Here is a 24,509-nt window from a genome sequence, read left to right as displayed (position 1 = left end):
GCGCCGGCGATTGCCGGTGGCAATGAAAAACGGGCGCCGTCATCAGCGCCCGCTGTGTGTTGCCGCTGCCGGCTTACGCCACGGCGACCGGGATCTTGCCGATCCTGGCCTGCCATTCCTTCGGCCCCGTGGTGTGGACCGAGGTGCCCTGGGCGTCAACCGCCACGGTCACCGGCATGTCCTTCACGTCGAACTCGTAGATGGCTTCCATGCCCAGGTCGGCGAAACCCAGCACCTTGGCGCCGCGGATCGCCTTGGACACCAGGTAGGCCGCGCCGCCCACGGCCATCAGGTAGGCCGAGCCGTGCTTCTTGATCGACTCGATCGCGACGGGGCCGCGCTCGGACTTGCCGATCATCGCGATCAGGCCGGTCTGCTCCAGCATCATGTCGGTGAACTTGTCCATGCGGGTGGCGGTGGTCGGACCGGCCGGGCCCACCACTTCGTCGCGCACCGGATCAACCGGGCCGACGTAGTAGATGACGCGGTTGGTGAAGTCCACCGGCAGCGGCTCGCCCTTGGCCAGCATGTCCTGGATGCGCTTGTGCGCGGCGTCGCGGCCGGTCAGCATCTTGCCCGACAGCAGCAGGGTCTGGCCCGGCTTCCAGCTGGCGACCTCTTCCTTGGTCAGCGTGTTCAGGTCGACCTGCTTGGACTTGTTGTAGTCCGGCGCCCAGTGCACTTCCGGCCATTCCGACAGCGACGGCGGGTCCAGGCGCGCCGGGCCCGAGCCGTCCAGCTCGAAGTGGGCGTGGCGGGTGGCCGCGCAGTTCGGGATCATGGCAACCGGCTTGGAGGCCGCGTGCGTCGGGAAGGTGTTGATCTTGACGTCCAGCACGGTGGTCAGGCCGCCCAGGCCCTGGGCGCCGATGCCCAGCGCGTTGACCTTTTCGTACAGCTCGATGCGCAGCTCTTCGAGCTTGTTCTGCGGGCCGCGGGCCAGCAGTTCGTACATGTCGATGTCTTCCATCAACGACTGCTTGGCCATCAGCATGGCCTTTTCGGCGGTGCCGCCGACGCCGATGCCCAGCATGCCCGGCGGGCACCAGCCGGCGCCCATGGTCGGGACCGTCTTGAGCACCCAGTCCACCAGCGAGTCGCTGGGGTTGAGCATGGCGAACTTGGACTTGTTTTCCGAACCGCCGCCCTTCGAAGCCAGCTGCACGTCGACCTTGTCACCCGGGACCAGCTCGACGTGCAGGATACAGGGCGTGTTGTCGCGAGTGTTCTTGCGGGCGAACAGCGGATCGTCCAGCACCGAGGCGCGCAGGGGATTGTCCGGGTTCAGGTAGCCGCGGCGCACGCCTTCGTCGCACAGTTCCTGCAGGGTGCGCTTGGTGTCGAAGCGCACGCCCATGCCGACCTTCAGGAACACGTTGACGATGCCGGTGTCCTGGCACAGCGGGCGCTTGCCTTCGGCGCACATGCGCGAGTTGGTCAGGATCTGCGCCATCGCGTCGCGCGCGGCCGGGCTTTCCTCGCGCTCGTAGGCGCGGGCCAGGTGGCGGATGTAGTCGACGGGGTGGTAATAGCTGATGAACTGGATGCCATCGGCTATCGACTGGATGAAGTCTTCTTCTTTGATGAGGACGGACATGGCGATATGCGGGTTACGGAGGGAAACGTGAAAGCGCGGCCGGCGAACCGGCCGCGCGCGATGGGGTGCAGCTTATTCTATTTGCCTTGCCAGACGGGCTTGCGCTTCTCGGCGAAAGCCGTGGCGCCTTCCTTGGCGTCGGCCGACGAGAAGATGTGGGCGATCAGCGGACGCTGGCGGCTGAACATCTCTTCCTGGGTCCAGTCGCCGGACTGCGCCACGATGCTCTTGGCGGTCTGCACCGACAGCGGACCGTTCTCGACGATGGCGCGGGCCAGTTCCAGCGCGCCGGCCAGGGCGCCACCCGGCTCGGTCACGCGGTTGACCAGGCCGAAGCCGTAGGCGCGCTCGGCGCCCAGCATGTCGCCGGTCAGGATCACTTCCATGGCGATGTGGTACGGCAGGCGGCGCGGCAGGCGCAGCATGCCGCCGGCGCCGGCCACCAGGCCGCGCTTGACTTCGGGCAGGCCGAACTTGGCGTTGCTGGCGGCCACGATCAGGTCGGACGCCAGCGCCATTTCGCAGCCGCCGGCCAGGGCGTAGCCTTCGACCGCGGCGATCAGCGGCTTTTTCGGCGGCGCTTCGTTCAGGCCGGCGAAACCGCGGCCTTCGACGTACGGACGCTGGCCCGACTTGGCGAAGGCCTTCAGATCCATGCCCGACGAGAACGTGCCGCCCGCGCCCGTCAGGATGCCGATGCGCACGTCGTCGCGGCTGTCCAGCTGATCCAGCGCGGCGGCCATGGCCTGGGCGGTTTCCAGGTTGATGGCGTTCTTGGCCTCGGGGCGATTGATGGTGATGATCTGGATGCCGTCGGCGACTTCCACCTTGATCAGGTCAGACATGCGGATGCTCCTTCCGGGGTTTGGGGATGTTGGTTTTATATAAGACTGGTCAACCTGGAATGATACGACCAATGCCGGACAGCCGCAGGGCGCCGCGCCGCCGGTGTCCGCCTGGAGCACGCCCCGTCCGAGATGTAACGGCCAGGATGTAACCGCCATCCCGGGGTCCGCCCCCGGGGCCGCCCCGGGCCAGTTAAAATGCCCGGTTTCCCACGCCCACGGCAGACGTCGCCCGGCGATCGAATTCCAAGAATCCTATGCTCACCTTTCAGCAAATCATCCTTACGCTCCAGGAATACTGGGACAAGCAGGGTTGCGCCCTGCTGCAGCCCTACGACATGGAAGTCGGCGCCGGCACCTCGCACACCGCCACTTTCCTGCGGGCGATCGGCCCGGAGCCCTGGCGCGCGGCCTACGTGCAGCCCTCGCGCCGCCCCAAGGATGGCCGTTACGGCGAGAACCCCAACCGCCTGCAGCACTACTACCAGTACCAGGTGGTGCTGAAACCCGCCCCCCCGGAAATCCTGGACCTGTACATCGGCTCGCTCAAGGCGCTGGGCATCGACCCCACCCAGCACGACATCCGTTTTGTCGAGGATGACTGGGAAAACCCGACGCTGGGCGCCTGGGGCCTGGGCTGGGAAGTGTGGCTCAACGGCATGGAAGTAACCCAGTTCACCTACTTCCAGCAGGTCGGCGGCCTGGATTGCACCCCGACCACGGGCGAGATCACCTACGGCCTGGAACGCCTGGCCATGTACCTGCAGGACGTGCAGAGCGTGTACGACCTGGTCTGGACCGAAGGCGCCAACGGCCGCCGCGTGCTGTACCGCGACGTGTTCCACCAGAACGAAGTGGAACAATCCACCTACAACTTCGAATACTCGTCGGCCGAGATGCTGTTCGCGCACTTCAACGACTACGAAGCCGAGGCCAAGCGCCTGATGGACGTGCCGCTGGCGCTGCCGGCCTATGAAGCCACGCTCAAGGCCGCGCACACCTTCAACATGCTGGACGCGCGCGGCGCGATCAGCGTGACCGAGCGCGCCGCCTATATCGGCCGCATCCGCAACCTGTCGCGCGCCGTCGCGCAGGCCTACTACGATTCCCGCGAACGACTGGGCTTTCCCATGCTGGGCCGCGACAAGGCCGCCGGGGAGGCTGCATAAATGACGACGAACATCCGCCCCCTGCTGGTCGAGCTGCTGACCGAAGAACTCCCGCCCAAGGCCCTGCAGAAGCTGGGCCAGGCTTTCGCCGAAGGCGTGCGCGCCACGCTGGCGCGCCACGGCCTGCTGGCCGACGGCTGCGCCGTCGAGCCCTACGCCACGCCGCGCCGCCTGGCGGTGCGCCTGTCGGCCGTGCTGGCCCAGGCGCCCGACCAGGCCTACGCCGAAAAGCTGATGCCCGTGAAGATCGGCCTGACCGAAGACGGCAAGGCCACTCCGGCGCTGCAAAAGAAGCTGGCCGCCAAGGGCCTGGAAAACATCGACCTGGCCACCCTGGAACGGGAATCCGACGGCAAGCAGGAATACCTGGTCGCCCGCGGCACCGCCCCCGGCGCCGCGCTGGCCGCCGGCCTGCAGGAAGGCATCGACGCGGCCATCGACGGCCTGCCGATCCCCAAGGTCATGCGCTACCAGTTGGCCGACGGCGAAACCACGGTCAAGTTCGTGCGCCCGGCGCACGGCCTGATCGCGCTGTTCGGCGCCGACGTGGTCCCCGTGACCGCCCTCGGCCTGACCGCCGGCCGCGAGACGCTGGGCCACCGCTACATGAGCAACGGTGCCATCGCCATCGCCGATGCCGACGCCTACGCCGCCACCCTGGCCGAAAAGGGCCGCGTGGTGGCCTCGTTCGAAGGCCGCCGCGACGAGATCCAGCGCCAGCTGCTGGACCACGCCGGCCGCCTGTCGGCCACGCTGGGCGACGACCCCGAAGTGGCCGCCCTGCTCGATGAAGTCACCGCCCTGGTCGAACACCCCACCGTCTACGTCGGCGAGTTCGAGGAACAGTTCCTGCAAGTGCCGCAGGAATGCCTGATCCTGACCATGCGCCTGAACCAGAAGTACTTCCCGCTGTTCGACCCGGCCAGCGGCCGCCTGACGCACCGCTTCCTGATCGTGAGCAACATGCGCACGGACAACCCGGTGAACATCGTCGAAGGCAACCAGCGCGTGGTGCGCCCGCGCCTGGCCGACGCCCAGTTCTTCTTCGAGACCGACCGCAAGACGCCGCTGGCCGCGCGCGTCGAGCAACTGGGCTCGATCGTCTACCACAACAAGCTGGGCACCCAGCTCGAACGCGTCGAGCGCGTGCGCGCCATCGCCCGCGACGTGGCCGGCAAGCTGGGCGGCGACGTCGCCGCCGCCGACCGCGCCGCGCTGCTGGCCAAGGCCGACCTGGGCTCGAACATGGTGGGCGAGTTCCCCGAGCTGCAAGGCATCATGGGCGCCTACTACGCCGCCGGCGACGGCGAGCCGGACAGCGTCGTGCAGGCGCTGCGCAGCCAGTACCGCAACCGTTACGACACGCCGGTCTCGCAGGACGACCTGACCGCCGCCACGCTGTTCATCGCCGAACGCGCCGAGACCCTGGTCGGCATCTGGGCCATCGGCCTGGCGCCCACCGGCGAACGCGACCCCTTCGGCCTGCGCCGCGCCGCGCTGGGCCTGATCAGCGCCTTCGAGCAACTGGCCGCCGGCGGCTGGCTCAAGCTCAACCAGGACGGCCCGCTGTCCCTGGACGGCCTGCTGGCCGCCACCGCCGCCACCTTCCCGGCCGGCAAGATCCCCGCCGACACGCTGGCGGAAGTGCGCGCCTTCATCTACGAACGCTACCGCAACCAGTTGATCAACGAGCACGACCGCAACGCGGTCGAGGCCGTCATCGCCCTGGCGCCGCCGCTGCACCAGGTGGGCGAGCGCGTGCGCGCCGCCGCCGCCTTCGCGCAGATGCCCGAGGCCGCCAGCCTGGCCGCCGCCAACAAGCGCATCGGCAACCTGCTCAAGAAGGCCGAGGGTGAAATCGGCGCGGTCAATGACGCCGCGCTGGTCGAGCCCGCCGAAAAGGCGCTGGCCGCCGCCATCGCCGCGCTGCGTCCGCAGGCCGAGGCGCAACTGGCCGCCGGCGACTTCGCCGCCAACCTGCGCACGCTGGCGCAGGCGCGCGAGCCGGTGGACGCTTTCTTCGCCGACATCATGGTCATGGCCGAAGACCCGGCGGTGCGCGCCAACCGGCTGGCGCTGCTGGGCCAGCTGCACACCCTCATGAACCAGGTCGCTGACATTTCCAGGCTGGCACAGTGAAGCTCATCATCCTCGACCGCGACGGCGTCATCAACCAGGACAGCGACGCCTTCGTCAAAAGTCCCGACGAATGGATCGCCCTGCCCGGCAGCCTGCAGGCCATCGCCCGCCTGACGCAGGCGGACTGGACGGTGGTGGTCGCCACCAACCAGTCCGGCCTGGCGCGCGGCCTGTTCGACATGGACACGCTGACCGCCATCCACACCAAGATGCGGCGCGAGCTGGCCGCCGTCGGCGGCAGCGTCGACGCCGTCTTCATGTGCCCGCACGGCCCGGACGACGACTGCACCTGCCGCAAGCCGCGTCCCGGCATGTTCGAGCAGATCGGCCACCGCTATGACGTCGACCTGGCCGGCGTGCCGGCCGTGGGCGACTCGCTGCGCGATCTGCAGGCCTCCACCGCGGCCGGCTGCGCGCCGTGGCTGGTGCTGACCGGCAACGGCAAGAAGACGCTGGCCAAGGGCGGCCTGCCCGACAACACCCGGGTCTGCGACGACCTGTCGGCCGTGGTCGACGCCTTGCTCCAGGACAACTGATGGCCCGGCTGCGCTCGCTCCTTTATTTCCTGTTCCTGGCCATCACGGTCATCCCCTATGCCTTCGCCTGCGTGCTGTGGGCGCCGCTGCCGCTGCACCTGCGCTACAAGCTCACGGTGGGCTGGCCGCGCCTGGCGATCTGGGGCGCCAAGGTGTTCTGCGGCATCCGCTGGCAGGTGAAGGGCTGGGAAAACCTGCCTGACGGCCCGGCGGTGCTGCTGTCCAAGCACCAGTCGGCCTGGGAAACGCTGTTCTTCCCGGCCTACATGCCGCGCGAAGTGTGCTTCGTCTACAAGAAGGAACTGCACATGGTGCCGTTCTTCGGCTGGGGCCTGGCGCTGCTGCGCATGATCGCCATCGACCGTTCCAAGGGCCGCGACGCCTTCGAGCAGGTGGTCAAGCAGGGACAGGTCCGGCTGGACGAAGGCCGCTGGCCGCTGCTGTTCCCGGAAGGGACGCGCGTGCCGCCGGGCAAGACCGCGCGCTTCAAGATGGGCGGCGCGCTGCTGGCCTCGCGCACCGGCGCGCTGGTCATCCCGGTGGCGCACAATGCCGGCGAATGCTGGCGCCGCAACGCCTTCGTCAAATATCCGGGCATGGTTACGCTGTCCATCGGTCCCGCGATAGAATCGAAGGGAATCTCCCCCGAGGAACTGAACCAGAAAGTGCAGGACTGGATCGAAGGGGAAATGCGGCGTCTCAATCCAGAAAGGTATGCCCAGCACTGACCAGCTCGAACTCCTGTTCGACGTGCAAGACTCCGATGCGTCTGCCGACGCGTCGCCCTTGAGCGCGTCTCCCGCGCCGCGCAAGGCGCCGGTGGCCACGCCGCCCGCGCCGCTGTTCCCTCCCCCTCCTGCCTCCTCCGCGCCCAAGCCGGCCGGCGAACCGCTGCTGACGCTGTCGCCCAACGCCGCCGCGCGCGTGCCCACCCCCTGCCCCGATCCGCTGCCGCCCGGCGCGCGCTGGCGCGAGGTGGACACCGATCCGCAACCCATCGGCTTCGTGCTGCTGCGCTCGCGCCGCCGCAGCATTGGCTTCGTCATCACCGACGACGGCCTGCGCGTCACGGCGCCCAACTGGGTCACGCTGGCGCAGATCGACGACGCGGTGCGCGAGAAATCCCGCTGGATCGTCGCAAAGCTGCGCGAATGGCACACCCGCAAGCAGCAGCTGGCCATGGCGCACACGCGCTGGCAGGCGGGCGGCGAGCTGCCCTACCTGGGCAAGCGCATCGTGCTGGGCGTGGGCGGCGACAGCCGCCAGACCCGCCTGTCCGGCGATGCCGACGCCCCGGCCGACGGCGACACGCTGTGGCTGGCGCTGCCGGCCGACGCCGACCAGGGCCGCATCCGCGACGCCGCCCAGGCCTGGCTGCAGCAGCGCGCCGGCGCCTGGTTCGGCGCCCGGCTGGCGCACTTCCTGCAGATCAGCGGCCTGAAGATCCGCCGCTGGCGCCTGTCGTCGGCGGCCACGCGCTGGGGTTCGTGCACCAGTGACGGCAACATCATGCTGAACTGGCGCCTGATCCATTTCGCGCCGGCCATCATCGACTACGTCATCGCGCACGAACTGGCGCACCTGCGCGAAATGAACCACAGCCAGGACTTCTGGCGCGAGGTCGGCCAGATCCTGCCCGACTTCGAGGAAGCCAAGAACGTGCTGCGGCGCCACGACCCCGCCTCGCTGCCGCAATTCTAGGGTCGGCGCGAGACGCCCGCGCAACCGGCCCAGGGGCCAGTTCCCACTAAAAGAAGCCTCGCATGAGCACCCACGGAGACACACCATGCTTCTGCTGATTCCCGGCCCGGTCACGACCGATGCGCGGGTGAAGGCCGCCATGGCGCAGGACTATGCGCCCTGGGACAACGAATTCCGCGCGCTGTACCGCCAGGTCTGCGCCGACGTGCTGCGCGTGGCCGAGGCCGACGCGGACACGCACGTGGCGCTGGCGCTGCCGGGCTGTGGCCATTTCGCGGTGGAAGCCGCCATCCGCACCCTGGTGCCGCCCGGCGGCCGCCTGCTGGTGCCATCCACCGGCGCCTACGCCGGCCGCCTGCAGAAGCTGGCCGCCGAGGCCGGCCGCGTCGCCGTGCCGCTGTACGTGGGCGCGCGCGACCGCGTCGACCCGCAGGCCGTGGCACAGGCGCTGGAGCAGGACCCGAGCCTGACGCACGTCGCGCTGGTCTACAGCGAAACCGGCAGCGGCATCTGCCACGACGTGCCGGAACTGGCCCGCATCGCCCACGCGCTGGGACGCCGCGTCATCGTTGACGCGGTGTCTGCGTTCGGCGCGCTGCCGCTGGCAGTGCGCGCCCTGCCGGCCGTGGACGCCGTGGTGCTGACGGCCAACAAATGCCTGGAAGGCCTGCCCGGCGCCGCCTTCGTGGTGGGCCGCCGCGACAGCCTGGAGGCCGCGCGCGGCAACGCCGGCAGTTGGTCTCTGGACCTGGCCGACATCTACCAGCACACCCTGGCGCCCAACGCCGGCCCGCGCTTCACCCCGCCGGCGCCGACGCTGGCGGCGCTGGCCGTGGCGCTGGAGCTGTATCATCAGGAAGGCCGCGAAGCCCGGCTGGCGCGCTACACCGCCAACATGCGCACCCTCTACGACGGCGTGGCCGGCCTGGGGCTCAGCCCCTACTTGCCGCCCGCGCTGCAGGGCCCGATCGTCGTCAACGTGCACGCGCCCGACGCGCCGACCTGGAACCTGCAGCTGTTCGTGGACGCGCTCAAGCAGCGTGGCTTCGTGCTCAGCAATTTCACCAACACCGAACTGCCCACTTTCCGGGTAGGTTGCATCGGCGCCTTCGGGCCCGACCAGATGCGGCTCGCGGTCGACGCCATGGGCGGCGCGCTGCAAGACCTCGGCATAACCCGGGAGTCCGCCGGACACGTCCACGGCTTCCCGCCACCCCTCATCGCTTAAGGAATTCCACCATGCGTATGCTCCACACCATGCTGCGAGTCGGCAACCTCGACAAGTCCATCGACTTCTACACCAACGTGCTCGGCATGCGCGTCCTGCGCCGCAACGACTACCCGGACGGCAAGTTCACGCTGGCGTTCGTCGGCTACCAGGATGAATCGGAAGGCGCGGTGATCGAACTGACCCACAATTGGGACACCGACAAGTACGACCTGGGCAACGGCTACGGCCACATCGCCCTGGAAGTCGACAACGCCTACGAAGCCTGTGACAAGGTCAAGGAACGCGGCGGCAAGGTCACCCGCGAGGCCGGCCCGATGAAGCATGGCACCACCGTGATCGCCTTCGTCGAGGACCCGGACGGCTACAAGATCGAGTTCATCCAGAAGAAGGGACGAGTGGATTGATGCCCCCACGCCGCGCCCACTGCGTGGGCTAGCTGCCCCCCGAGGGGGCTCTTTCCCCTTGGGGCGGCCCGGCGGGGAAAGCCCCCTTCTAACGACGGACCACTTTTTTTCCACCATCGCCATGATCCACACCATCCTCAAAATGGGCGATCCCCGGCTGCTGCGCGTCGCGCCGCCGGTCGAGCGCTTCGATACCCCCGAGCTGCACGCCCTGATCGAAGACATGTTCGAGACCATGGCGGCGGCGCAAGGGGTGGGCCTGGCCGCGCCGCAGATCGGCGTGGACCTGCAACTGGTCATCTTCGGCTTCGACCGCAACGAGCGCTATCCCGACGCGCCGGCGGTGCCGCAGACGATCCTGTGCAATCCGGTCATCACGCCGCTGTCCGACGACATGGAAGACGGCTGGGAGGGCTGCCTGTCGGTGCCGGGGCTGCGCGGCCTGGTGCCGCGCTACCGCCACATCCGCTACCAGGGCAAGGATCCCTACGGCCGCGACATCGACCGCGAGGCCGAGGGCTTCCACGCCCGCGTGGTGCAGCACGAGTGCGACCACCTGATCGGCCGGCTCTATCCTTCCCGGATCCAGGATTTCTCGAAGTTCGGCTTCACCGAAATCCTGTTCCCGGGCATGGACCCGAATCAGGACGATTGATCGTCCCGCGGCGCGGTGCGCGGATCCGCGCCCGCGTCCGGCTTCGGATCGGTCTCGCCGCGCGCCTCGGACACCGCCGCTGGACGCGGCGCCGATGCCATCCGCGTGCCATGCCCAGCGGCCTCAGCCGCGCCCGCCTCACCCGGCGACAATTCTTCCGGCGCGAAATCATCCACCTGCAGCACCCGCGAGACGATCGCCTCGGCCGCTTCCAGCTGCGCCGCCTGCGTCGCCGTGATGGCGCCGTGCCGGTGCGCCTCGCGCCAATCGCGCACGCCAGACTGGCGCAGCCGGTCACGGATCGGTTGCACCGCGTCGACCAGGGCGAAGGCGCGGGTCAGCAGCGCCAGCGGATCCTCATCGCCCTGGGCGCCGCCCGCTGAACGTTGCAGGTCGGCCGCCAGCCGCGCATGGGTCGGCGACGGCTTGAGCAGCAGCTCCGCGCATTCGCGGCTGAGCGCGTCGTCCGGCCCCTTGGCCAGCCGCCACGGCAGGATGGCGGCGCGCAATGCCCAGGCCAACGGCCGGCCAGGCAGGTTCGACAGCACCTGGTCCATGCGTTTTTCGATCTCGGCATAGCCCTGCGCCATGCACCAGCGCACCAGCGGCAGGTCGTCGTGCTTGCGCCCCTCGTCTTCCCAGCGCTTGAGCACCGCCGACAACAGATAGAGTTCGGCCAGGATGTCGCCCAGCCGCGCCGAGATCATCTCGCGGCGCTTGAGGCCGCCGCCCAGGCGCGACAGCGCGGCGTCGGCCAGCAGGGCGAAGCCGGCCGCATAGCGGCCCAGCCGACGGTAGTGGCCGGCGGTGGGGCCGGACACCGGCGACGGCGCCAGCAGGCCGCCGGTCCAGGCGCGGCCGATGGCGCGCAGCGTGTTCATGCCGGTATGGCGCAGGTGGCGCCAGAACACGTCGTGGAACACTTCCATGCCGCGTTCTTCGTCGGGATTGCCCAGCGCCAGGATCTCCGGCATCAGGTAGGGGTGGGCGCGGATCGCGCCCTGGCCGAAGATGATCAGGTTGCGCGTCAGGATGTTGGCGCCCTCGACCGTGATGGCGATGGGCACCGCCCGGTACAGCGCGCCCAGGTAGTTGCTGGGCCCGTCGATCACCGCGCGGCCGGCATGCACGTCCATGGCATCGTTGACCGACACCCGCATGCGCTCGGTGGCGTGGTATTTCATGATGCCCGACACCACCGCCGGCTTCACGCCCTGGTTCAGCGCGGCGCAGGTCAGGCGCCGGGCCGCTTCCACCAGGTAGGCATTGCCCGCCAGGCTGGCCAGCTTTTCCTGCACGCCCTCGAACTTGCCAACGGGAATGCCGAACTGCTCGCGCACCCGGGCGTACATGCCGGTGGCGTGCGCGCTCATCACGCACGCCGCCGCCGACAGCGACGGCAAGGAAATGCCGCGCCCCGCCGCCAACGCGCTCATCAGCATCTGCCAGCCGTGGCCGGCGCGCTCGACGCCGCCGATCAGCGCGTCCAGCGGCACGAACACGTCGCGGCCGCGATTGGGTCCGTTCTGGAACACCTGCATTGCCGGCAGATGGCGGCGGCCGATCTCGACGCCGGGCGCGTCGGTCGGCACCAGCGCCACCGAAATGCCGATGTCGCGCGCGCCGCCCAGGATGCCGTCGGGGTCCGACATCTTGAACGCCAGCCCCAGCACCGTGGCCACCGGCCCCAGCGTGATGTAGCGCTTGTGCCAGTTCAGGCGCACGCCGATCAGCTCGCGACCGTCCACCACCTGGCGACAGACCACGCCGGTATCCACCATGGACGCGGCATCCGAGCCGGCCTCGGGGCTGGTGAGGCCGAAGCACGGCACCTCGCGGCCGTCGGCCAGGCGCGGCAGCCAGTAATCGCGCTGGGCCTGGGTGCCGAACTGCATCAGCAGCTCGCCCGGCCCCAGCGAATTGGGCACCATGACCGTGACGCCGGCGGTGATGGAATAGGCGGAAATGCGCCGCACCACCTCGGAGTGGGCGTAGGGCGAGAAGCCCAGGCCGCCGTGGCGTTTGGGGATGATCATGCCGAAGAAGCGCTGCGCCTTCAGGAAGGCCCAGACCTCGGGCGGCAGGTCGCGCCGATGCCAGGTGATGTCCCATTCGTCCAGCATGGCGCACAGCTGCGCCACCGGGCCGTCGATGAAGCGTTGCTCATCCGGCGTCAGGGCGGCGGCGGGCACGTCCAGCAGCTTGCGCCAGTCGGGATTGCCGGTGAACAGATCGGCTTCCCACCAGGTGTCGCCGGCCTCGATGGCCTCGCGTTCGGTGGCCGAGAGCGGCGGCATCGCGTTGCGGGCCCAACGGTATGCGGGTTCGGAGATGCGGCGCCGGCGCCAGGCGTTGAAATCCATGTGCTCTCTCTCGTTCGATGCCACTGGGCATATCAGGGCAAAGTACCAGAATTGGGCCATCGGGGACAAACCCCATGGGTCTGACTCTGCGACAATGGGCCTCCCCGCGCTGGTGCGCATTCCCTTCGCTATCCGGGCACACACCGCATGCTGAACAAACTCTGGCTGGGCTTCTTCCTGACTGCCGCCGCGGCCGCGCTGTACCGCTGGCTGGCCATCGGCGATCCGGACGTGTTCCGCGCCATGGTCGCCAGCCTGTTCGACATGGCGCGAGTGTCGGTCGAGGTGATGGTGTTGCTGTTCGGCACGCTGACGCTGTGGCTGGGATTCCTGCGCATCGCCGAAAGCGCCGGGCTGGTGGAACGGCTGGCGCGGCTGCTGGGGCCGCTGTTCGCGCGCCTGATGCCCGAGGTGCCGCGCAACCACCCCGCGATCGGCTTGATCACGCTCAACTTCGCCGCCAACGGCTTGGGCCTGGACAATGCCGCCACGCCCATCGGCTTGCGCGCGATGCGCGAACTGCAAGCGCTCAATCCCAAGCCCGACACCGCCAGCAACGCCCAGATCCTGTTCCTGGTGCTCAACGCCTCGTCACTGACGCTGCTGCCGGTGACGCTGTTCATGTTCCGCGCGCAGCAGGGCGCGGCCGACCCGACCCTGGTGTTCCTGCCCATCCTGCTGGCCACCAGCGCCTCGACGCTGGCCGGCTTCCTGGCGGTGGCGGCGTGCCAGCGCCTGCGGCTGCTCGATCCGGTCGTGATGCTGTGGCTGGGCGGCGCGGCGCTGCTGCTGGGCGGCTTCATGGCGCTGCTGGCCAGCATGTCGGCCAGCGCCATCGCCGCGCTGTCGTCGCTGATGGGCAACCTGGCGCTGTTCGGCATCCTGCTGGCCTTTCTCATCGTCGGCGCGTGCAAGAAGGTGCCGGTCTACGAGGCCTTCATCGAAGGCGCCAAGGAAGGCTTCGACATCGCCAAGAGCCTGCTGCCCTACCTGGTGGCGATGCTGTGCGCGGTCGGCGTGTTGCGGGCCTCGGGCGCGCTCGACTTCCTGCTCGACGGCATCCGCTGGCTGGCCGCCAATGCCGGCTGGGACACGCGCTTCGTCGACGCGCTGCCGACCGCGCTGGTCAAGCCGTTCTCGGGCAGCGCGGCGCGCGCCATGATGCTCGAAACCATGACGCACTTCGGCGTGGACAGCTTCCCCGCGCTGCTGGCGGCGGTGGTGCAAGGCAGCACCGAAACCACCTTCTACGTGCTGGCGGTGTATTTCGGCTCGGTCGGCATCCTGCGCGCGCGCCATGCGGTGGGTTGCGCGCTGGTCGCCGACCTGGCCGGCGTGCTGGCGGCCATCGGCGTGTGCTACTGGTTCTTCGGCTGAACGGCGCCGGCCGCCAGCCACGCTGCCTCGACGGCGCGCCAGGCCTGCCTACAGGCGCCGCGCGCCGCGAGACCGCTCAATCCACCAGCAGGATCTTCATGCCGTTGGTGCCGCCGCTGTCGCGGTAGAAGTCGCCCTTGGTCAGGATCACCCAGTCACCCGCTTTCACCAGGTTGCGCTTCTTCAGCTCGTCGATGGCGGCGTTGCTCAGATCCGCCGGCTCGTAGTCCGACGGCGCGAACGGGATGGTGTAGACGCCGCGGAACATGGTCACGCGGTTCTGCGTGATGCTGTGCGGGCTGTAGCAGTAGATCGGCACGCCCGAGCGGATGCGCGACATGATCAGCGGCGTGTGGCCGCTTTCGGTCAGCGCGATGATGGCCTTGACGCCCGGGAAATGGTTGGCCGCGTACATCGCCGCCAGCGCGATGGTTTCGTCGCAGCGCGTGAAGGTCTCGCCCAGGCGATGGTGCGACTGCGTGCTGGTGGGATGCTTTTCCGCGCCCAGGCAGACACGCGCCATGGCTTGCACCGTCTCGACCGGATACGAACCCGAGGCGCTTTCGGCCGACAGCATCACCGCATCGGTGTAGTCCAGCACCGCGTTGGCCACGTCCGAGACTTCGGCGCGCGTGGGCATCGGGCTGGAGATCATCGACTCCATCATCTGGGTCGCGGTGATCACCACCTTGTTCAGGGTGCGGGCATGCTGGATGATGCGCTTCTGGATGCCGACCAGTTCGGCATCGCCCACTTCCACGCCCAGGTCGCCGCGCGCCACCATCACGCCGTCGCTGGCGCGGATCAGCGCGTCCAGCGCCTCGTCGTCGGCCACCGCTTCGGCGCGCTCGATCTTCGCGATGATCCAGGCTTCGCTGCCGGCGGCGCGCAGCAGTTCGCGCGCCTCGTCGATGTCGCTGCCATAGCGCGGGAACGACACCGCCACGTAGTCCAGCTGCATTTCGGCCGCCAGCTTGATATCGACGCGGTCCTTGTCGGTCAGGCTCGGCGCCGACAGGCCGCCGCCGCGCCGGTTGATGCCCTTGTTGTTGGACAGCGGGCCGCCCACCGTGACGGTGGTGTGGACTTCGTCGCCCTCGACGCGGTCGACCACCAGCACCACGCGGCCGTCATCGAGCAGCAGCTCGTCGCCGACGCGGCAGTCCGTCACCAGCTCGGGATAGTCGATGCCGACGATGCTGGCCGTGCCGGCGTCCTTCGGATGCACCCGCGACAGCGTGAACGGCTGGCCCACCTGCAACTGCACCAGCTTGTCGGTGAAACGCGCGATGCGGATCTTGGGGCCCTGCAGGTCGCCCATGATGGCGACGAAGCGGCCCTGCCGCGCGGCGCTCTCGCGCACCAGGCGGGCGCGCTCGCGGTGGTCGTCGGCGCTGCCGTGCGAGAAGTTCAGCCGCGCCACATCCAGGCCGGCCTTGATCATGGCATCGATGCGTTCCGGCGTCGACGTCGAGGGGCCCAGGGTGGCGACAATTTTGGTGCGGCGCAATACAGGCATGGCGATCCACTCTCACATGAACAACGAAAGCGCTATGGTACGACGGCGGCGGACACGCGGGTATCATGATCGACATCCCGACCCTCAACGCACCGTGGCCGACCTCGTGAAAATCGTCATCGCACCCGACTCCTTCAAGGAAAGCGTCTCCGCCCCCGACGCGGCCGCGGCCATCGCGCGCGGCGTCAAGGCCGCCTGTCCCGGCGCGCAGACGGTCTGCATTCCGATGGCGGACGGCGGCGAGGGCACGGTCGAGGCGGTGCTGGCGGCGGCCGGCGGCCAGGCGCGCGAGCGCACGGTCAACGATGCCCTGGGTCACAAGGTCGACGCCGTATGGGGCCTGCTCGACGACGGCACCGCCATCATCGAGATGGCCGCGGCCGCCGGCCTCGAACTGATCGCGCCGTCCAAGCGCGATCCGATGCGCGCCAGCAGCCACGGCGTGGGCGAATTGATCCTGGCAGCGCTGGATGCCGGCGCCGAACGCATCATCCTGGGCCTGGGCGGCTCCGCCACCAACGACGGCGGCGCCGGCATGCTGACCGCGCTGGGCCTGCGCCTGTTCGACCAGGACGGCCGCAGCCTGCCGCCGGGCGGCGGCGCATTGGGCCAACTGGCCAGCATCGACATGCGCGGCCTCGATCCGCGGCTGGCGAAGACAAGCATCGTCATCGCCTCAGACGTCGACAATCCCTTGTGCGGCCCACAGGGCGCCTCGCACGTCTTCGGTCCGCAGAAAGGCGCCACGCCCGAACAGGTGCAGACGCTGGACGCCATGCTCGGCCACTTCGCCGACATCTGCGCGCGCCAGTTGGGCAGCGACCGCCGCCACGATGCCGGCGCGGGCGCCGCGGGCGGCCTCGGCTTCGCCGCCAAGACGTTCCTGAATGCGCACTTCCGTCCCGGCGTCGAGATCGTTGCCGAACTCGGCGGCCTGGCGCAGGCCATGGAAGGCGCCACGCTCGCCTTCACCGGCGAAGGCCGCATGGACGCGCAGACCCTGCGCGGCAAGACACCGGCGGGCGTGGCCCGCATTGCACACCAGGCCGGCGTGCCGGTGGTGGCGCTGGCCGGCTCGCTTGGTGAAGGCTACGAAGCGCTGCACGCCGGCGGCATCAGCGCCGCCTTCAGCCTGGCGCCCGGCCCCATCACGCTGCAGCAGGCGCTGGCCGACGCCGAACGCCTGCTGCATGACCGCGCCCGGGACGTCATGCAATTGTGGATGGCGGCGCAGAAGCGCATGCTGTAGGCGCGCGCCCGGCTTGCTGCCTTCAAGGGAGCGCTTTCATCCTGAGGCGGCTCAAGACGAAAAAAAGCCCGCTCGACGCGGGCTTTTGCTTGCATGGCAAGGGCGCAATCAACCGCCCTGCAGCACGCCGGCCTCGACCAGCGCATCCGACAGGCGGATGTAGCGATCCACCGAGATATCCTCGGCGCGCGCGGTGGGCGCGATGTCCAGCGCCTCCCAAGGCACCTGCGGGGCCCAGTCGGCCAGCACCCGGCGCAGCATCTTGCGGCGCTGCGAGAAGGCGCGTGCCACGACGGTCTCGAAGGCGCGCTCGCTGACCGGGCGCAGGCGCTCCGCCGGCAGCGGCACCATGCGCACGATGGCCGACACCACCTTGGGCGGCGGATCGAACGCCTCGGGCGGCACGTCGAACAGCTTGTGCATGCGATAGCGCGATTGCAGCATCACCGACAGGCGGCTGAAATCGCCGCTGCCAGGTTGCGCGACCATGCGGTCGATCACTTCACGCTGCAGCATGAAATGCTGGTCGCGGACGTGGTCGGCCCAGGTCATCAGATGGAACAGCAGCGGGCTGGAGATGTTGTACGGCAGGTTGCCGACCACCCGCAGCCCCGCGCCGAACTGCGAGAAATCCACCGTCAGCGCATCGGCCTCGACCACGGTCAGGCGGTCCGCGTCGAACTGCTTGCGCAGCCGCGCCGCCAGGTCGCGGTCGATCTCGACCGCGGTCAGGTGATCGAGCCGCTCGAGCAGCGGCCGCGTCAGCGCCGACAGACCCGGACCGATCTCGACCACGGTGTCGGTGCGAGCGGGACTGACCGCGCGCACGATCGACTCGACCACGCTCTCGTCGGTCAGGAAGTTCTGGCCAAAGCGCTTGCGCGCCTGGTGTTGAGACATGAAAAACCCGGGCTGCGATCAGCGGTTGTTCTGGTTGATACGGTCCTGCTTTTCCAGCCGGTTGTCGATGTACGCCTGGGCGCGCAACTGATCCAGCCAATCTTCGAAAGCGGGTTGGGCACGGCGCTCGAACAGCGTCTGGCGGGCGCGCATGCGGGCCAGGTCGTCGGTGGCGTCATGCTGGCGGCGCTCTTCGACCTGGATCAGGTGCCAGCCGAACGGCGTCTGGATGGGCTGGCTGATCTCGCCGGGCTTGAGCGCGTTCATCGCGGCCTCGAAAGGCGGCACGGTTTCGCCCGGGTTGAGCCACCCCAGGTCGCCGCCTTGCGGCGCGGTCGCGTCCTGCGAATACTGGCGCGCCATGTCGTCGAACTTGGCATCGCCGGCGACCAGGCGCTGGCGCACCTGCTCCAGGCGCTGGCGGGCCTGCTCGTCGCTCATGACGGTCGAGGTCTTGATCAGGATGTGGCGCGCATGCGTCTGCATCACTTCCACGGGGCCCTGAGGCGCCTGCGCCTGCGGTTGCGGCCGCGGTTGCGGCGCCTGCGTCGGCGCCGGGGCGCGCGCGGTGCGGCTGGGCGGCGGCGCGGCGGTGCCGCGGTCCATCACCTTGAGGATGTGGAAACCATTGCCGCTTTGCAGTAGGCCGCTGACCTGGCCTTTCTGCAGATTGGCGATGGCCTTGGCGAACAGGTCGGGCCAGCCGTCCAGCGGACGCACGCCCATGACGCCGCCCTGCAGGGCTTCGGGACCGTCGGAATTGGCGGCGGCCAGGCTGGCGAAGTCATCGCCACGCTTGACGCGCGCCAGCAGGTCCTCGGCCTTCTTGCGCAGCGCGGCCAATTGCTCCGAAGACGAACCTTCTGGCACGCGCACCAGGATCTGGGCCACGGCATAGAGCATCGGGCCGGCGGGCGCGGCGGCCTGCTCGGGCGCGGCTTCCGGCTGCGGCTGCGGCTGGGCCTGGGGCTGGGTCGCGGCGGCGAATGCCGGGTTGCGGCGCTGGTCCTTGAGGAACGCGTCGACCTCGGCATCGGAAATGACGATGTTGGAGTCCACGGCGCGCTGGCGCAGGCGGTCCGAGCGGATCTCGTCCTTCAGCGACTTGCGGTAGCTATCCCAGCTGACGCCGGACTTTTCGATCTCCTGGCGCAGTTGCGCCACGCTGATCTTGTTGCGTCCGGCAATGGTGGTGATGGCCTGGTCGACCTGGGCGTCGTCGACGCGGATGCCGAGGCGGTCGGCCTCGTGGCGCTGCACGCGCTCCATGATCAGGCGTTGCAGCACCTGGTGCTGCAAGGTCTTGTCATCGGGTACCTGGATGCCGCGCGCCTTCAGTTCGCCGGCGATGCGCAGCGAGGCGTCGCGCAGTTCGCGCAAGGTGATCACGTCTTTGTCGACCACGGCCGCGATGCCGTCGACGAACTGCTCTCCGGCGGGCGCCGGCGCGCTTTTCTGCGCGGCGGGCGCATTCTTGGCGCCCTTGCCATTCGGCTCCGCCGCGTGCGCGGCGGAGAAGGCGGCGCAAACCGCCAGCAACAGCGCGTTGCCGGTGTAGCGGCGCAAGGAGTGCAACCTACGCATCATTCATACCTTTCAAATGTGGTCCCGGTGGGCGCGGGCGGAGTAATGCGCGAGTAACCGGGGATACTTCTGTTCAGCAGGTTCATCGGATCGGTTCCCAGGGCCCCCAATCCGGTCAACTCCAGCTGGAAGAACAAGGCCGTGTTGGCGTCGGTGGCGGACACCGCGTAGCGCTGGAATACCATCCGGCCGACCCAGCAGCAATCACCCTTGTATTCGAGGCCGGCGATGGCCTGGGTGATACGCGGCGAATCGTTGGTGCCGCTGACCGTGCTCGACGGACCATTGCGCAGCGAGTAGTCGACGCGGCCCACGCCGTACCACCGCTTGGTGAATGGCCATTGCACGGCCAGACTGATCTGGTTCTGCCCTTGCGGCTGATAGGCCACACCGGTCTGCGGATCACGCTGGTAGCGATAGGCCAGGGCCACCGTCGTCAAGCGCTGTGGCGACCAGCGGCCGCTGAGCAGCGCGCGCGACCAGCGGTTGTCATAGGGATTGTATTGCGCCGCCACGTCGGTCGAGAACGTGTCGGTCAGCGCGGCGCTGGCGCCCACCAGGAAGTCGGAGCGCACATTCTCGCGCGGCGTCTCGCCGGGCAGCGTCACTTGCTGGTCGGCAAAATACAGACGCTGCGCCACGGCCAGCGACGCGCGTTCGAAACCGGTGGAAGCATCGAGCCAGCGCGTGGTCAGCGCGGCGGTCAACTGATTGGCGTTGGAAATGCGATCCCAGCCACCGGTGTAGATATTCTCCTCAAAGGCCTGCGAGAAGCTGAAGTCGGACAGCGACGTGTCATAGACCGGGATCTTGGATTGGTCACGATACGGCACCCGCAGGTAATACAACCGAGGCTCCAGCGTCTGCGTCGACGCCTTGCCGAACAACGTAGTGTCCCGTTCGAAGATCAGCCCTGTATCGAGCGACATGATCGGCACCGTACGCGACTGCGAACGTGGGTAGCCAAAATCCGTGCCGGCGTTAGCCGTGCCCGAGTTCAGGTTGAGCCAGTCGCGGCTGTACCAGTTGGTTTGGTACTGCGTGTAGTTCACGCCGACCTTGGGCACCACGAACCAACCGGGGCGAACGATCGGATAGGACACGGTGGGATAGGTCTGCAGACGATCACCGGTAGGGCCCGTGCGGTTGCCCAGCAGCAAAGGCTGCTTGAAGCGTACCGCCGTCGACGTCCAGTCCACGTCGAAACCACCCCAGTCGTAGCGGGCGCCGCGCAGATAGAATTCCGGCTCCTTGTCATAGGGAGGTGTCAGCAGTGCATTCGGGTCCTGCAGCGTCTGATACTTATAGACTTGAGCGTAGGCGCTCCAGTAAGTCGACCCCCAGCCTACGCGCGCGCGCTGGGGCAGATAGGTTGTCGACGCCTGGTTTAGGCCTAACTGGGAAATATCGCGGAAGTAGTCGTTGTCTGACACCTTAGCCACATCCCAGTCGGCATAGAAGCCGTTGCCGAACAGCTGCTGGTGGCGCCACCAGTACATCCAACGGTCATCGCCGCTGACGTGGTCGTTAGGCAGATAGGCACCATAGATGCTGCCGCCGTAGCTCTTGCCCAGATAACGGAATTCCCCGCCCAACTGCATCCCGCGCTTCGAGAAGTAGCGCGGCTGGATCGTCGCGTCGTAGTTCGGCGCCAGATTCAGGTAGTACGGCAGCGAGAAATCGAAACCGCCCTTGCTGGTGGTGCCGTAGGTCGGGACCAGGAAACCCGACTTGCGCTCTTTCTTGACCGGAAAGGTCATGTAGGGCGAAGCCAGGATCGGCACGTCCTTGAAATACAGCACGCCGTTGCGGGCCACGCCTTCGTTTTCGTCGAAGTCGATATCGACCGTGTTGGCCTTGATGTACCAGGACGGCGTCTCACATGGGCAGCCGCTGTAGGTGACCGTGTGCAGCCGCATCTGCGACTTGCTGAAGATGTCGGCCTTGTCGGCCACGGCAAAACCGCCGGTGGCGCCCAGCCAGAAGCTCGGCTGCTCGACTTCGCCGGAATACTTGTCGACGTTGAACTTGGCGTTGGGACCGGTGACCAGCGTGCCGTCGCGCATCATGCGGGCGTTGCCCTGCACGTCGACTTCGCCGGTGTCCTTGCGGTAGTTGATCCGGTCGCCCTTGATCACGCCGTCGATGCGGCGCACCTGGGCCGCGCCGGTCAGGGTCAGGTCGGAATCCGGATCACCCTCGATGGTGTCCGCTTCCATATAGGCGGGGATGTTGCCGTCCGGCAGGCGGTGCATCCGCAGGCCGGGAGACGTGCGCAGCTCGGGAGCCGCGGTGATCGACGTCGATGAGGGAGCCGAACCCTGGCTGCCCTGGGCCTGAACGGCCCCGGCGACGCTGATAGCAGATAGGATCAACCACCGAACCTTGCGCACGAGTGAAAACAGCCCTTTTTGACGATGGGGGAACCAGGCAGAGGCGCCCGCGAAGGGCCAATGCTAACGGAAACGAGCCGGTATTATAGAGAAGCCGCGCCAGACGCCCAGCCTTATGTGCGCGCCACCCATTTTTCCGCAATGTTGCCCTTCTGACACGGATCTTCCTTGAAAAACGATCATGACCCCCGCCTGGAGCAGATCCGCGCCTGGCTGCAAGGCCTGCCCGCCGCCCTGGGCCTGGCGGTGGACACCCTGCGCCCCGCGTCCGCGGACGCCAGTTTCCGCCGTTATTTCCGCCTGGACGCGGCAGGCCGTACCCTGATTGTGATGGACGCCCCGCCCCGGCACGAAGATTGCCGCCCCTTCCTGCACGTGGGCCAGCTGCTGCGCGACGCCGGCCTGAACGTGCCCGCCGTCATCGAGCAGGACCTCGGCCAGGGCCTGCTGCTGCTCTCGGACCTGGGCGAACAGACCTATTACCAGCGCATCCAGGACGGCGTGGACGACGCCCGCCTGCAATCGATGTACCGCGACGCGCTGGCGGCGCTGGTGCGCCTGCAACAGGCCAGGACCACCGGCCTGGCCGCCTACGACAGCGCGCGACTGGCCGACGAACTGACGCTGTTCCCCGAGTGGTACGTGCGCAAACACCATGGCGCCACGCTCGATGACAAGACCACGCAGGCCCTGGACAAGATCTTCGCCCTGCTCTCGGCCAGCAACGGCAACCAGCCCACCGTGCTGGTGCACCGCGATTACCACTCGCCCAACCTGATGCTCTGCGACCAGCCGCAATACGGCCCCAATCCGGGGGTCATCGACTTCCAGGACGCCCTGGCCGGCCCCATCACCTACGACCTGGCGTCGCTGGTGACGGATGCCCGCACCACCTGGGAAGAACCGCAGCAGCTGGACTGGGCCATCCGCTACTGGGAAATGGCGCGCGCGGCCGGCCTGCCGGTCGATGCCGACTTCGCCGAATTCCACCGCGCCTACGAATGGATGGGCCTGCAGCGCAACCTGCGGATCCTGGGGGTGTTCGCCCGCCTGAACCACCGCGACGGCAAGGCCCACTACCTGGCCCACATGCCGCGCGTGAACGCCTACGTGCGCCAGGTGGCGCAGCGCTACGGCGTCTTCACGCCCCTGCTGCGCCTGCTGGACAAGCTCGACGACCGCCAGGTCAGCGTCGGATACACCTTCTGATGCGCGCCATGATCCTTGCCGCGGGCCGCGGCGAACGCATGCGCCCGCTGACCGACCGGCTGCCCAAGCCCCTGCTGCCGGTCGGCGGCAAGCCGCTGATCGCCTGGCATCTCGAACGGCTGGCCGCGGCCGGCTTCCACGAAGTGGTCATCAACCATGCCTGGCTCGGGCACGAGATCGAACGCGCGCTGGGCGACGGCGCGGCCTTCGGCCTGCGGATCCGGTACTCCCCCGAGGACACGGCCCTGGAAACCGCCGGCGGCATCGCCCAGGCGCTGCCGCTGCTGGGACCCGATCCGTTCCTGGTGATCAACGGCGACATCTGGTGCGACTGGCATCCGGCGGCCGCCCCCGCGCTGGCGGCCGCCCTGCCGGCGGGCGGCGCCTGGCTGCTGCTGGTCGACAATCCGCCGCAACATCCGGCCGGCGATTTCGTCCTGGGCCGCGACGGCCGCGTCGCCGATGAAGGCGAACCCCGTTTGACCTTCTCCGGCATCGGCGTCTACCATCCCATGCTGTTCGCGGACGTGGCGCGCGGCAGCGCCGCGCGGCTGGCGCCGCTATTGCGGCAGGCCATGGCGCGGGATCGGGTCCGCGGCGCGCGCCACAGCGGCCGCTGGATCGATGTCGGCACCCCGCAACGGCTGGCCGACCTCGACGCCGAGCTGGGTTCCGGCCGGGCCTGAAGCCCGCCCGATACCCACATATTTCACAATATCAAGGTGCGCAACCAGGCTTGTCCGCGCGCCCATCGCACCCGCTTAAGCGGGTATTCTCTGACGCTTTGGCCAGTGCGCGCGGCGCGCGGCCAGGCAACACACAGGACGTTTTCTAGGAATGGGGATGTTTGGAAGATCGCAACGGGCCGTATTCAAGCCCTCCGTATACCAACCGGGCCAACGCACGCGCCGCATGCCGCGCTGGCTCGTCCTGCTGCTGGTGGGCATTGCCCTGGGCGCGGGCGGCGTGCTCTTCCTGCAGACCAATTACGGCCCGCAACGCCTGACCGTCGAGCAATCCGAACAACTGCACAGTGAACTGAGCGCCTCCAAGCTGGAAAACCAGCGCCTGCAAAGCCAGCTCGAAGAGGCCACGCAGCAGCGCGACGCCAACAAGTCCGGCCATGAAAAACTCACCGCCGATCTGGCCGAAGCCCGCGCCAAGCTGGAAACCCAGAACAAGGAACTGGTGCTGTTCCAGGACGCCATGCCGCCCGATCCCCGCGGCGGCAACCTGGGCATCCGTTCGGCCACCTTCAAGCGCCAGCCCGGCCTGCTCGACTATCAGGTGCTGGTAATGCGCGAAGAGCGCACCGGCGCGCCGTTCAAGGGCACCCTGACCTTCTCGATCGACGGCAGCTACCCCAATGGCCGCGCCGCCACCGTCACGCCGGAAGGCCCGGCCCTGAACGTCGACCGCTACGACTACGCGCTGGGCCAGCTCAAGCTGCCCGACGGCTTCACCCCCAAGGTCGTGGTGCTGCGCGTCATGGACGGCAACCAGAAACAGCAGGCCATGCGCATCTACTACGTGCGCAACTGAACCCGGCCTCGCCCCAGGACCCGCCCCACAGGCGGGTTTTTTTTCGTGCGCGCGAGTTGGTTGCGCCCACAACCAACTGCGCGATATAGTTGCGCC

General features: G+C 68.3%; 20 protein-coding genes. 13 read left to right on the top strand and 7 right to left on the bottom strand.

What is annotated here, in order from left to right:
* Positions 1-73: 73 nt before the first annotated feature.
* Both ABFG95_RS19325 and ABFG95_RS19320 read right to left on the bottom strand, forming a co-directional pair.
* A complete protein-coding gene (locus tag ABFG95_RS19325; protein ID WP_049071502.1) occupies positions 74-1,597 on the bottom strand; it encodes a fumarate hydratase in 1,524 nt (507 codons plus the stop codon).
* A gap of 77 nt (positions 1,598-1,674) precedes the next feature.
* Positions 1,675-2,442, bottom strand: a complete 768-nt coding sequence (locus ABFG95_RS19320; protein ID WP_100509444.1) for a crotonase/enoyl-CoA hydratase family protein — start codon at positions 2,440-2,442, stop codon at positions 1,675-1,677.
* A 257-nt stretch (positions 2,443-2,699) separates the two neighbouring features.
* On the opposite strand from ABFG95_RS19320, the gene glyQ reads away from it, so the two are divergent.
* The 8 genes from glyQ to def all read left to right on the top strand — a co-directional run bounded on the left by glyQ (position 2,700) and on the right by def (position 10,277).
* On the top strand, positions 2,700-3,611 hold the full coding sequence (gene glyQ / locus ABFG95_RS19315; protein WP_006388861.1) for a glycine--tRNA ligase subunit alpha: 912 nt from the start codon (positions 2,700-2,702) through the stop codon (positions 3,609-3,611).
* Complete coding sequence (gene glyS, locus ABFG95_RS19310; protein ID WP_278991213.1) at positions 3,612-5,750, top strand: glycine--tRNA ligase subunit beta; 2,139 nt, start codon at positions 3,612-3,614, stop codon at positions 5,748-5,750.
* Positions 5,747-6,286: a D-glycero-beta-D-manno-heptose 1,7-bisphosphate 7-phosphatase gene (gmhB, locus tag ABFG95_RS19305; RefSeq protein WP_054416445.1), complete on the top strand. Its 540-nt coding sequence runs from the start codon at positions 5,747-5,749 to the stop codon at positions 6,284-6,286. The genes glyS and gmhB overlap by 4 nt, the downstream gene beginning before the upstream one ends.
* Positions 6,286-7,014, top strand: a complete 729-nt coding sequence (locus tag ABFG95_RS19300; protein ID WP_278991215.1) for a lysophospholipid acyltransferase family protein — start codon at positions 6,286-6,288, stop codon at positions 7,012-7,014. The genes gmhB and ABFG95_RS19300 overlap by 1 nt, the downstream gene beginning before the upstream one ends.
* Positions 7,001-7,987 (top strand): SprT family zinc-dependent metalloprotease, encoded by a 987-nt coding sequence (locus ABFG95_RS19295; protein WP_278991216.1) that lies wholly within the window; start codon positions 7,001-7,003, stop codon positions 7,985-7,987. Before ABFG95_RS19300 ends, ABFG95_RS19295 begins: the two co-directional genes overlap by 14 nt.
* A gap of 85 nt (positions 7,988-8,072) precedes the next feature.
* On the top strand, positions 8,073-9,215 hold the full coding sequence (locus ABFG95_RS19290) for a 2-aminoethylphosphonate--pyruvate transaminase (RefSeq protein ID WP_238909575.1): 1,143 nt from the start codon (positions 8,073-8,075) through the stop codon (positions 9,213-9,215).
* An 11-nt stretch (positions 9,216-9,226) separates the two neighbouring features.
* Positions 9,227-9,622 (top strand): lactoylglutathione lyase, encoded by a 396-nt coding sequence (gene gloA / locus ABFG95_RS19285; RefSeq protein ID WP_049071490.1) that lies wholly within the window; start codon positions 9,227-9,229, stop codon positions 9,620-9,622.
* Between the two features lie 121 nt (positions 9,623-9,743).
* Positions 9,744-10,277, top strand: coding sequence for a peptide deformylase (gene def, locus ABFG95_RS19280; protein ID WP_049071488.1), 534 nt, complete (start codon positions 9,744-9,746; stop codon positions 10,275-10,277).
* On the opposite strand, the gene ABFG95_RS19275 is transcribed toward def, so the two are convergent.
* Positions 10,265-12,640, bottom strand: a complete 2,376-nt coding sequence (locus ABFG95_RS19275; protein WP_278991218.1) for an acyl-CoA dehydrogenase — start codon at positions 12,638-12,640, stop codon at positions 10,265-10,267. The genes def and ABFG95_RS19275 overlap by 13 nt on opposite strands.
* Positions 12,641-12,787: 147 nt before the next feature.
* On the opposite strand from ABFG95_RS19275, the gene ABFG95_RS19270 reads away from it, so the two are divergent.
* Complete coding sequence (locus ABFG95_RS19270; RefSeq protein ID WP_063583964.1) at positions 12,788-14,017, top strand: spore maturation protein; 1,230 nt, start codon at positions 12,788-12,790, stop codon at positions 14,015-14,017.
* 76 nt (positions 14,018-14,093) lie between these two features.
* Here ABFG95_RS19270 and pyk read toward each other — a convergent pair whose 3' ends face one another.
* Entirely contained in the window at positions 14,094-15,536 is a 1,443-nt protein-coding gene (gene pyk / locus ABFG95_RS19265) for a pyruvate kinase (protein WP_049071484.1), read from the bottom strand.
* Positions 15,537-15,642: 106 nt separating this feature from the next.
* Here pyk and ABFG95_RS19260 point away from each other — a divergent pair, with 106 nt between their 5' ends.
* Complete coding sequence (locus ABFG95_RS19260; protein ID WP_278991220.1) at positions 15,643-16,785, top strand: glycerate kinase; 1,143 nt, start codon at positions 15,643-15,645, stop codon at positions 16,783-16,785.
* Between the two features lie 108 nt (positions 16,786-16,893).
* Here ABFG95_RS19260 and rsmA read toward each other — a convergent pair whose 3' ends face one another.
* Genes rsmA through ABFG95_RS19245 form a run of 3 tightly spaced genes read right to left on the bottom strand, consistent with a single transcriptional unit; the run spans position 16,894 to position 21,662 of the window.
* Positions 16,894-17,685, bottom strand: coding sequence for a 16S rRNA (adenine(1518)-N(6)/adenine(1519)-N(6))-dimethyltransferase RsmA (gene rsmA, locus ABFG95_RS19255; RefSeq protein ID WP_049071482.1), 792 nt, complete (start codon positions 17,683-17,685; stop codon positions 16,894-16,896).
* 18 nt (positions 17,686-17,703) lie between these two features.
* Complete coding sequence (locus tag ABFG95_RS19250) at positions 17,704-19,272, bottom strand: peptidylprolyl isomerase (protein ID WP_049071480.1); 1,569 nt, start codon at positions 19,270-19,272, stop codon at positions 17,704-17,706.
* Entirely contained in the window at positions 19,269-21,662 is a 2,394-nt protein-coding gene (locus tag ABFG95_RS19245) for an LPS-assembly protein LptD (protein ID WP_278991222.1), read from the bottom strand. Before ABFG95_RS19245 ends, ABFG95_RS19250 begins: the two co-directional genes overlap by 4 nt.
* Before the next feature lie 168 nt (positions 21,663-21,830).
* Between ABFG95_RS19245 and ABFG95_RS19240 the strand changes: the two genes are divergently transcribed.
* From ABFG95_RS19240 to ABFG95_RS19230, 3 genes are all read left to right on the top strand, one after another.
* Positions 21,831-22,871 carry a phosphotransferase gene (locus tag ABFG95_RS19240; protein ID WP_059269348.1) on the top strand — a complete coding sequence of 347 codons (1,041 nt, stop codon included), beginning with the start codon at positions 21,831-21,833 and terminating at the stop codon, positions 22,869-22,871.
* Positions 22,871-23,557 carry an N-acetylmuramate alpha-1-phosphate uridylyltransferase MurU gene (gene murU, locus ABFG95_RS19235; RefSeq protein ID WP_059269347.1) on the top strand — a complete coding sequence of 229 codons (687 nt, stop codon included), beginning with the start codon at positions 22,871-22,873 and terminating at the stop codon, positions 23,555-23,557. The genes ABFG95_RS19240 and murU overlap by 1 nt, the downstream gene beginning before the upstream one ends.
* Positions 23,558-23,714: 157 nt before the next feature.
* The gene (locus tag ABFG95_RS19230) at positions 23,715-24,413 is read left to right on the top strand and encodes a DUF6776 family protein (protein ID WP_049071473.1); all 699 of its coding nucleotides are present in this window, start codon (positions 23,715-23,717) and stop codon (positions 24,411-24,413) included.
* Positions 24,414-24,509: the final 96 nt, after the last annotated feature.

The sequence above is a fragment of the Achromobacter sp. HNDS-1 genome (assembly GCF_040084795.1).
In the GTDB taxonomy this organism is placed as follows: domain Bacteria; phylum Pseudomonadota; class Gammaproteobacteria; order Burkholderiales; family Burkholderiaceae_B; genus Achromobacter; species Achromobacter ruhlandii.
The sequence above is the reverse complement of the archived record's forward strand: the minus strand, read 5'-3'. Positions and strand labels throughout refer to the sequence as shown.

Coding starts and splice junctions, on each gene's coding strand:
- ABFG95_RS19250 (WP_049071480.1), bottom strand. CDS start 19,272: ATGATGCGTAGGTTGCACTCCTTGCGCCGCTACACCGGCAACGCGCTG.
- glyS (WP_278991213.1), top strand. CDS start 3,612: ATGACGACGAACATCCGCCCCCTGCTGGTCGAGCTGCTGACCGAAGAA.
- ABFG95_RS19270 (WP_063583964.1), top strand. CDS start 12,788: ATGCTGAACAAACTCTGGCTGGGCTTCTTCCTGACTGCCGCCGCGGCC.
- ABFG95_RS19295 (WP_278991216.1), top strand. CDS start 7,001: ATGCCCAGCACTGACCAGCTCGAACTCCTGTTCGACGTGCAAGACTCC.
- ABFG95_RS19230 (WP_049071473.1), top strand. CDS start 23,715: ATGTTTGGAAGATCGCAACGGGCCGTATTCAAGCCCTCCGTATACCAA.
- ABFG95_RS19290 (WP_238909575.1), top strand. CDS start 8,073: ATGCTTCTGCTGATTCCCGGCCCGGTCACGACCGATGCGCGGGTGAAG.
- murU (WP_059269347.1), top strand. CDS start 22,871: ATGCGCGCCATGATCCTTGCCGCGGGCCGCGGCGAACGCATGCGCCCG.
- rsmA (WP_049071482.1), bottom strand. CDS start 17,685: ATGTCTCAACACCAGGCGCGCAAGCGCTTTGGCCAGAACTTCCTGACC.
- ABFG95_RS19325 (WP_049071502.1), bottom strand. CDS start 1,597: ATGTCCGTCCTCATCAAAGAAGAAGACTTCATCCAGTCGATAGCCGAT.
- def (WP_049071488.1), top strand. CDS start 9,744: ATGATCCACACCATCCTCAAAATGGGCGATCCCCGGCTGCTGCGCGTC.
- glyQ (WP_006388861.1), top strand. CDS start 2,700: ATGCTCACCTTTCAGCAAATCATCCTTACGCTCCAGGAATACTGGGAC.
- ABFG95_RS19275 (WP_278991218.1), bottom strand. CDS start 12,640: ATGGATTTCAACGCCTGGCGCCGGCGCCGCATCTCCGAACCCGCATAC.
- ABFG95_RS19320 (WP_100509444.1), bottom strand. CDS start 2,442: ATGTCTGACCTGATCAAGGTGGAAGTCGCCGACGGCATCCAGATCATC.
- ABFG95_RS19300 (WP_278991215.1), top strand. CDS start 6,286: ATGGCCCGGCTGCGCTCGCTCCTTTATTTCCTGTTCCTGGCCATCACG.
- pyk (WP_049071484.1), bottom strand. CDS start 15,536: ATGCCTGTATTGCGCCGCACCAAAATTGTCGCCACCCTGGGCCCCTCG.
- gloA (WP_049071490.1), top strand. CDS start 9,227: ATGCGTATGCTCCACACCATGCTGCGAGTCGGCAACCTCGACAAGTCC.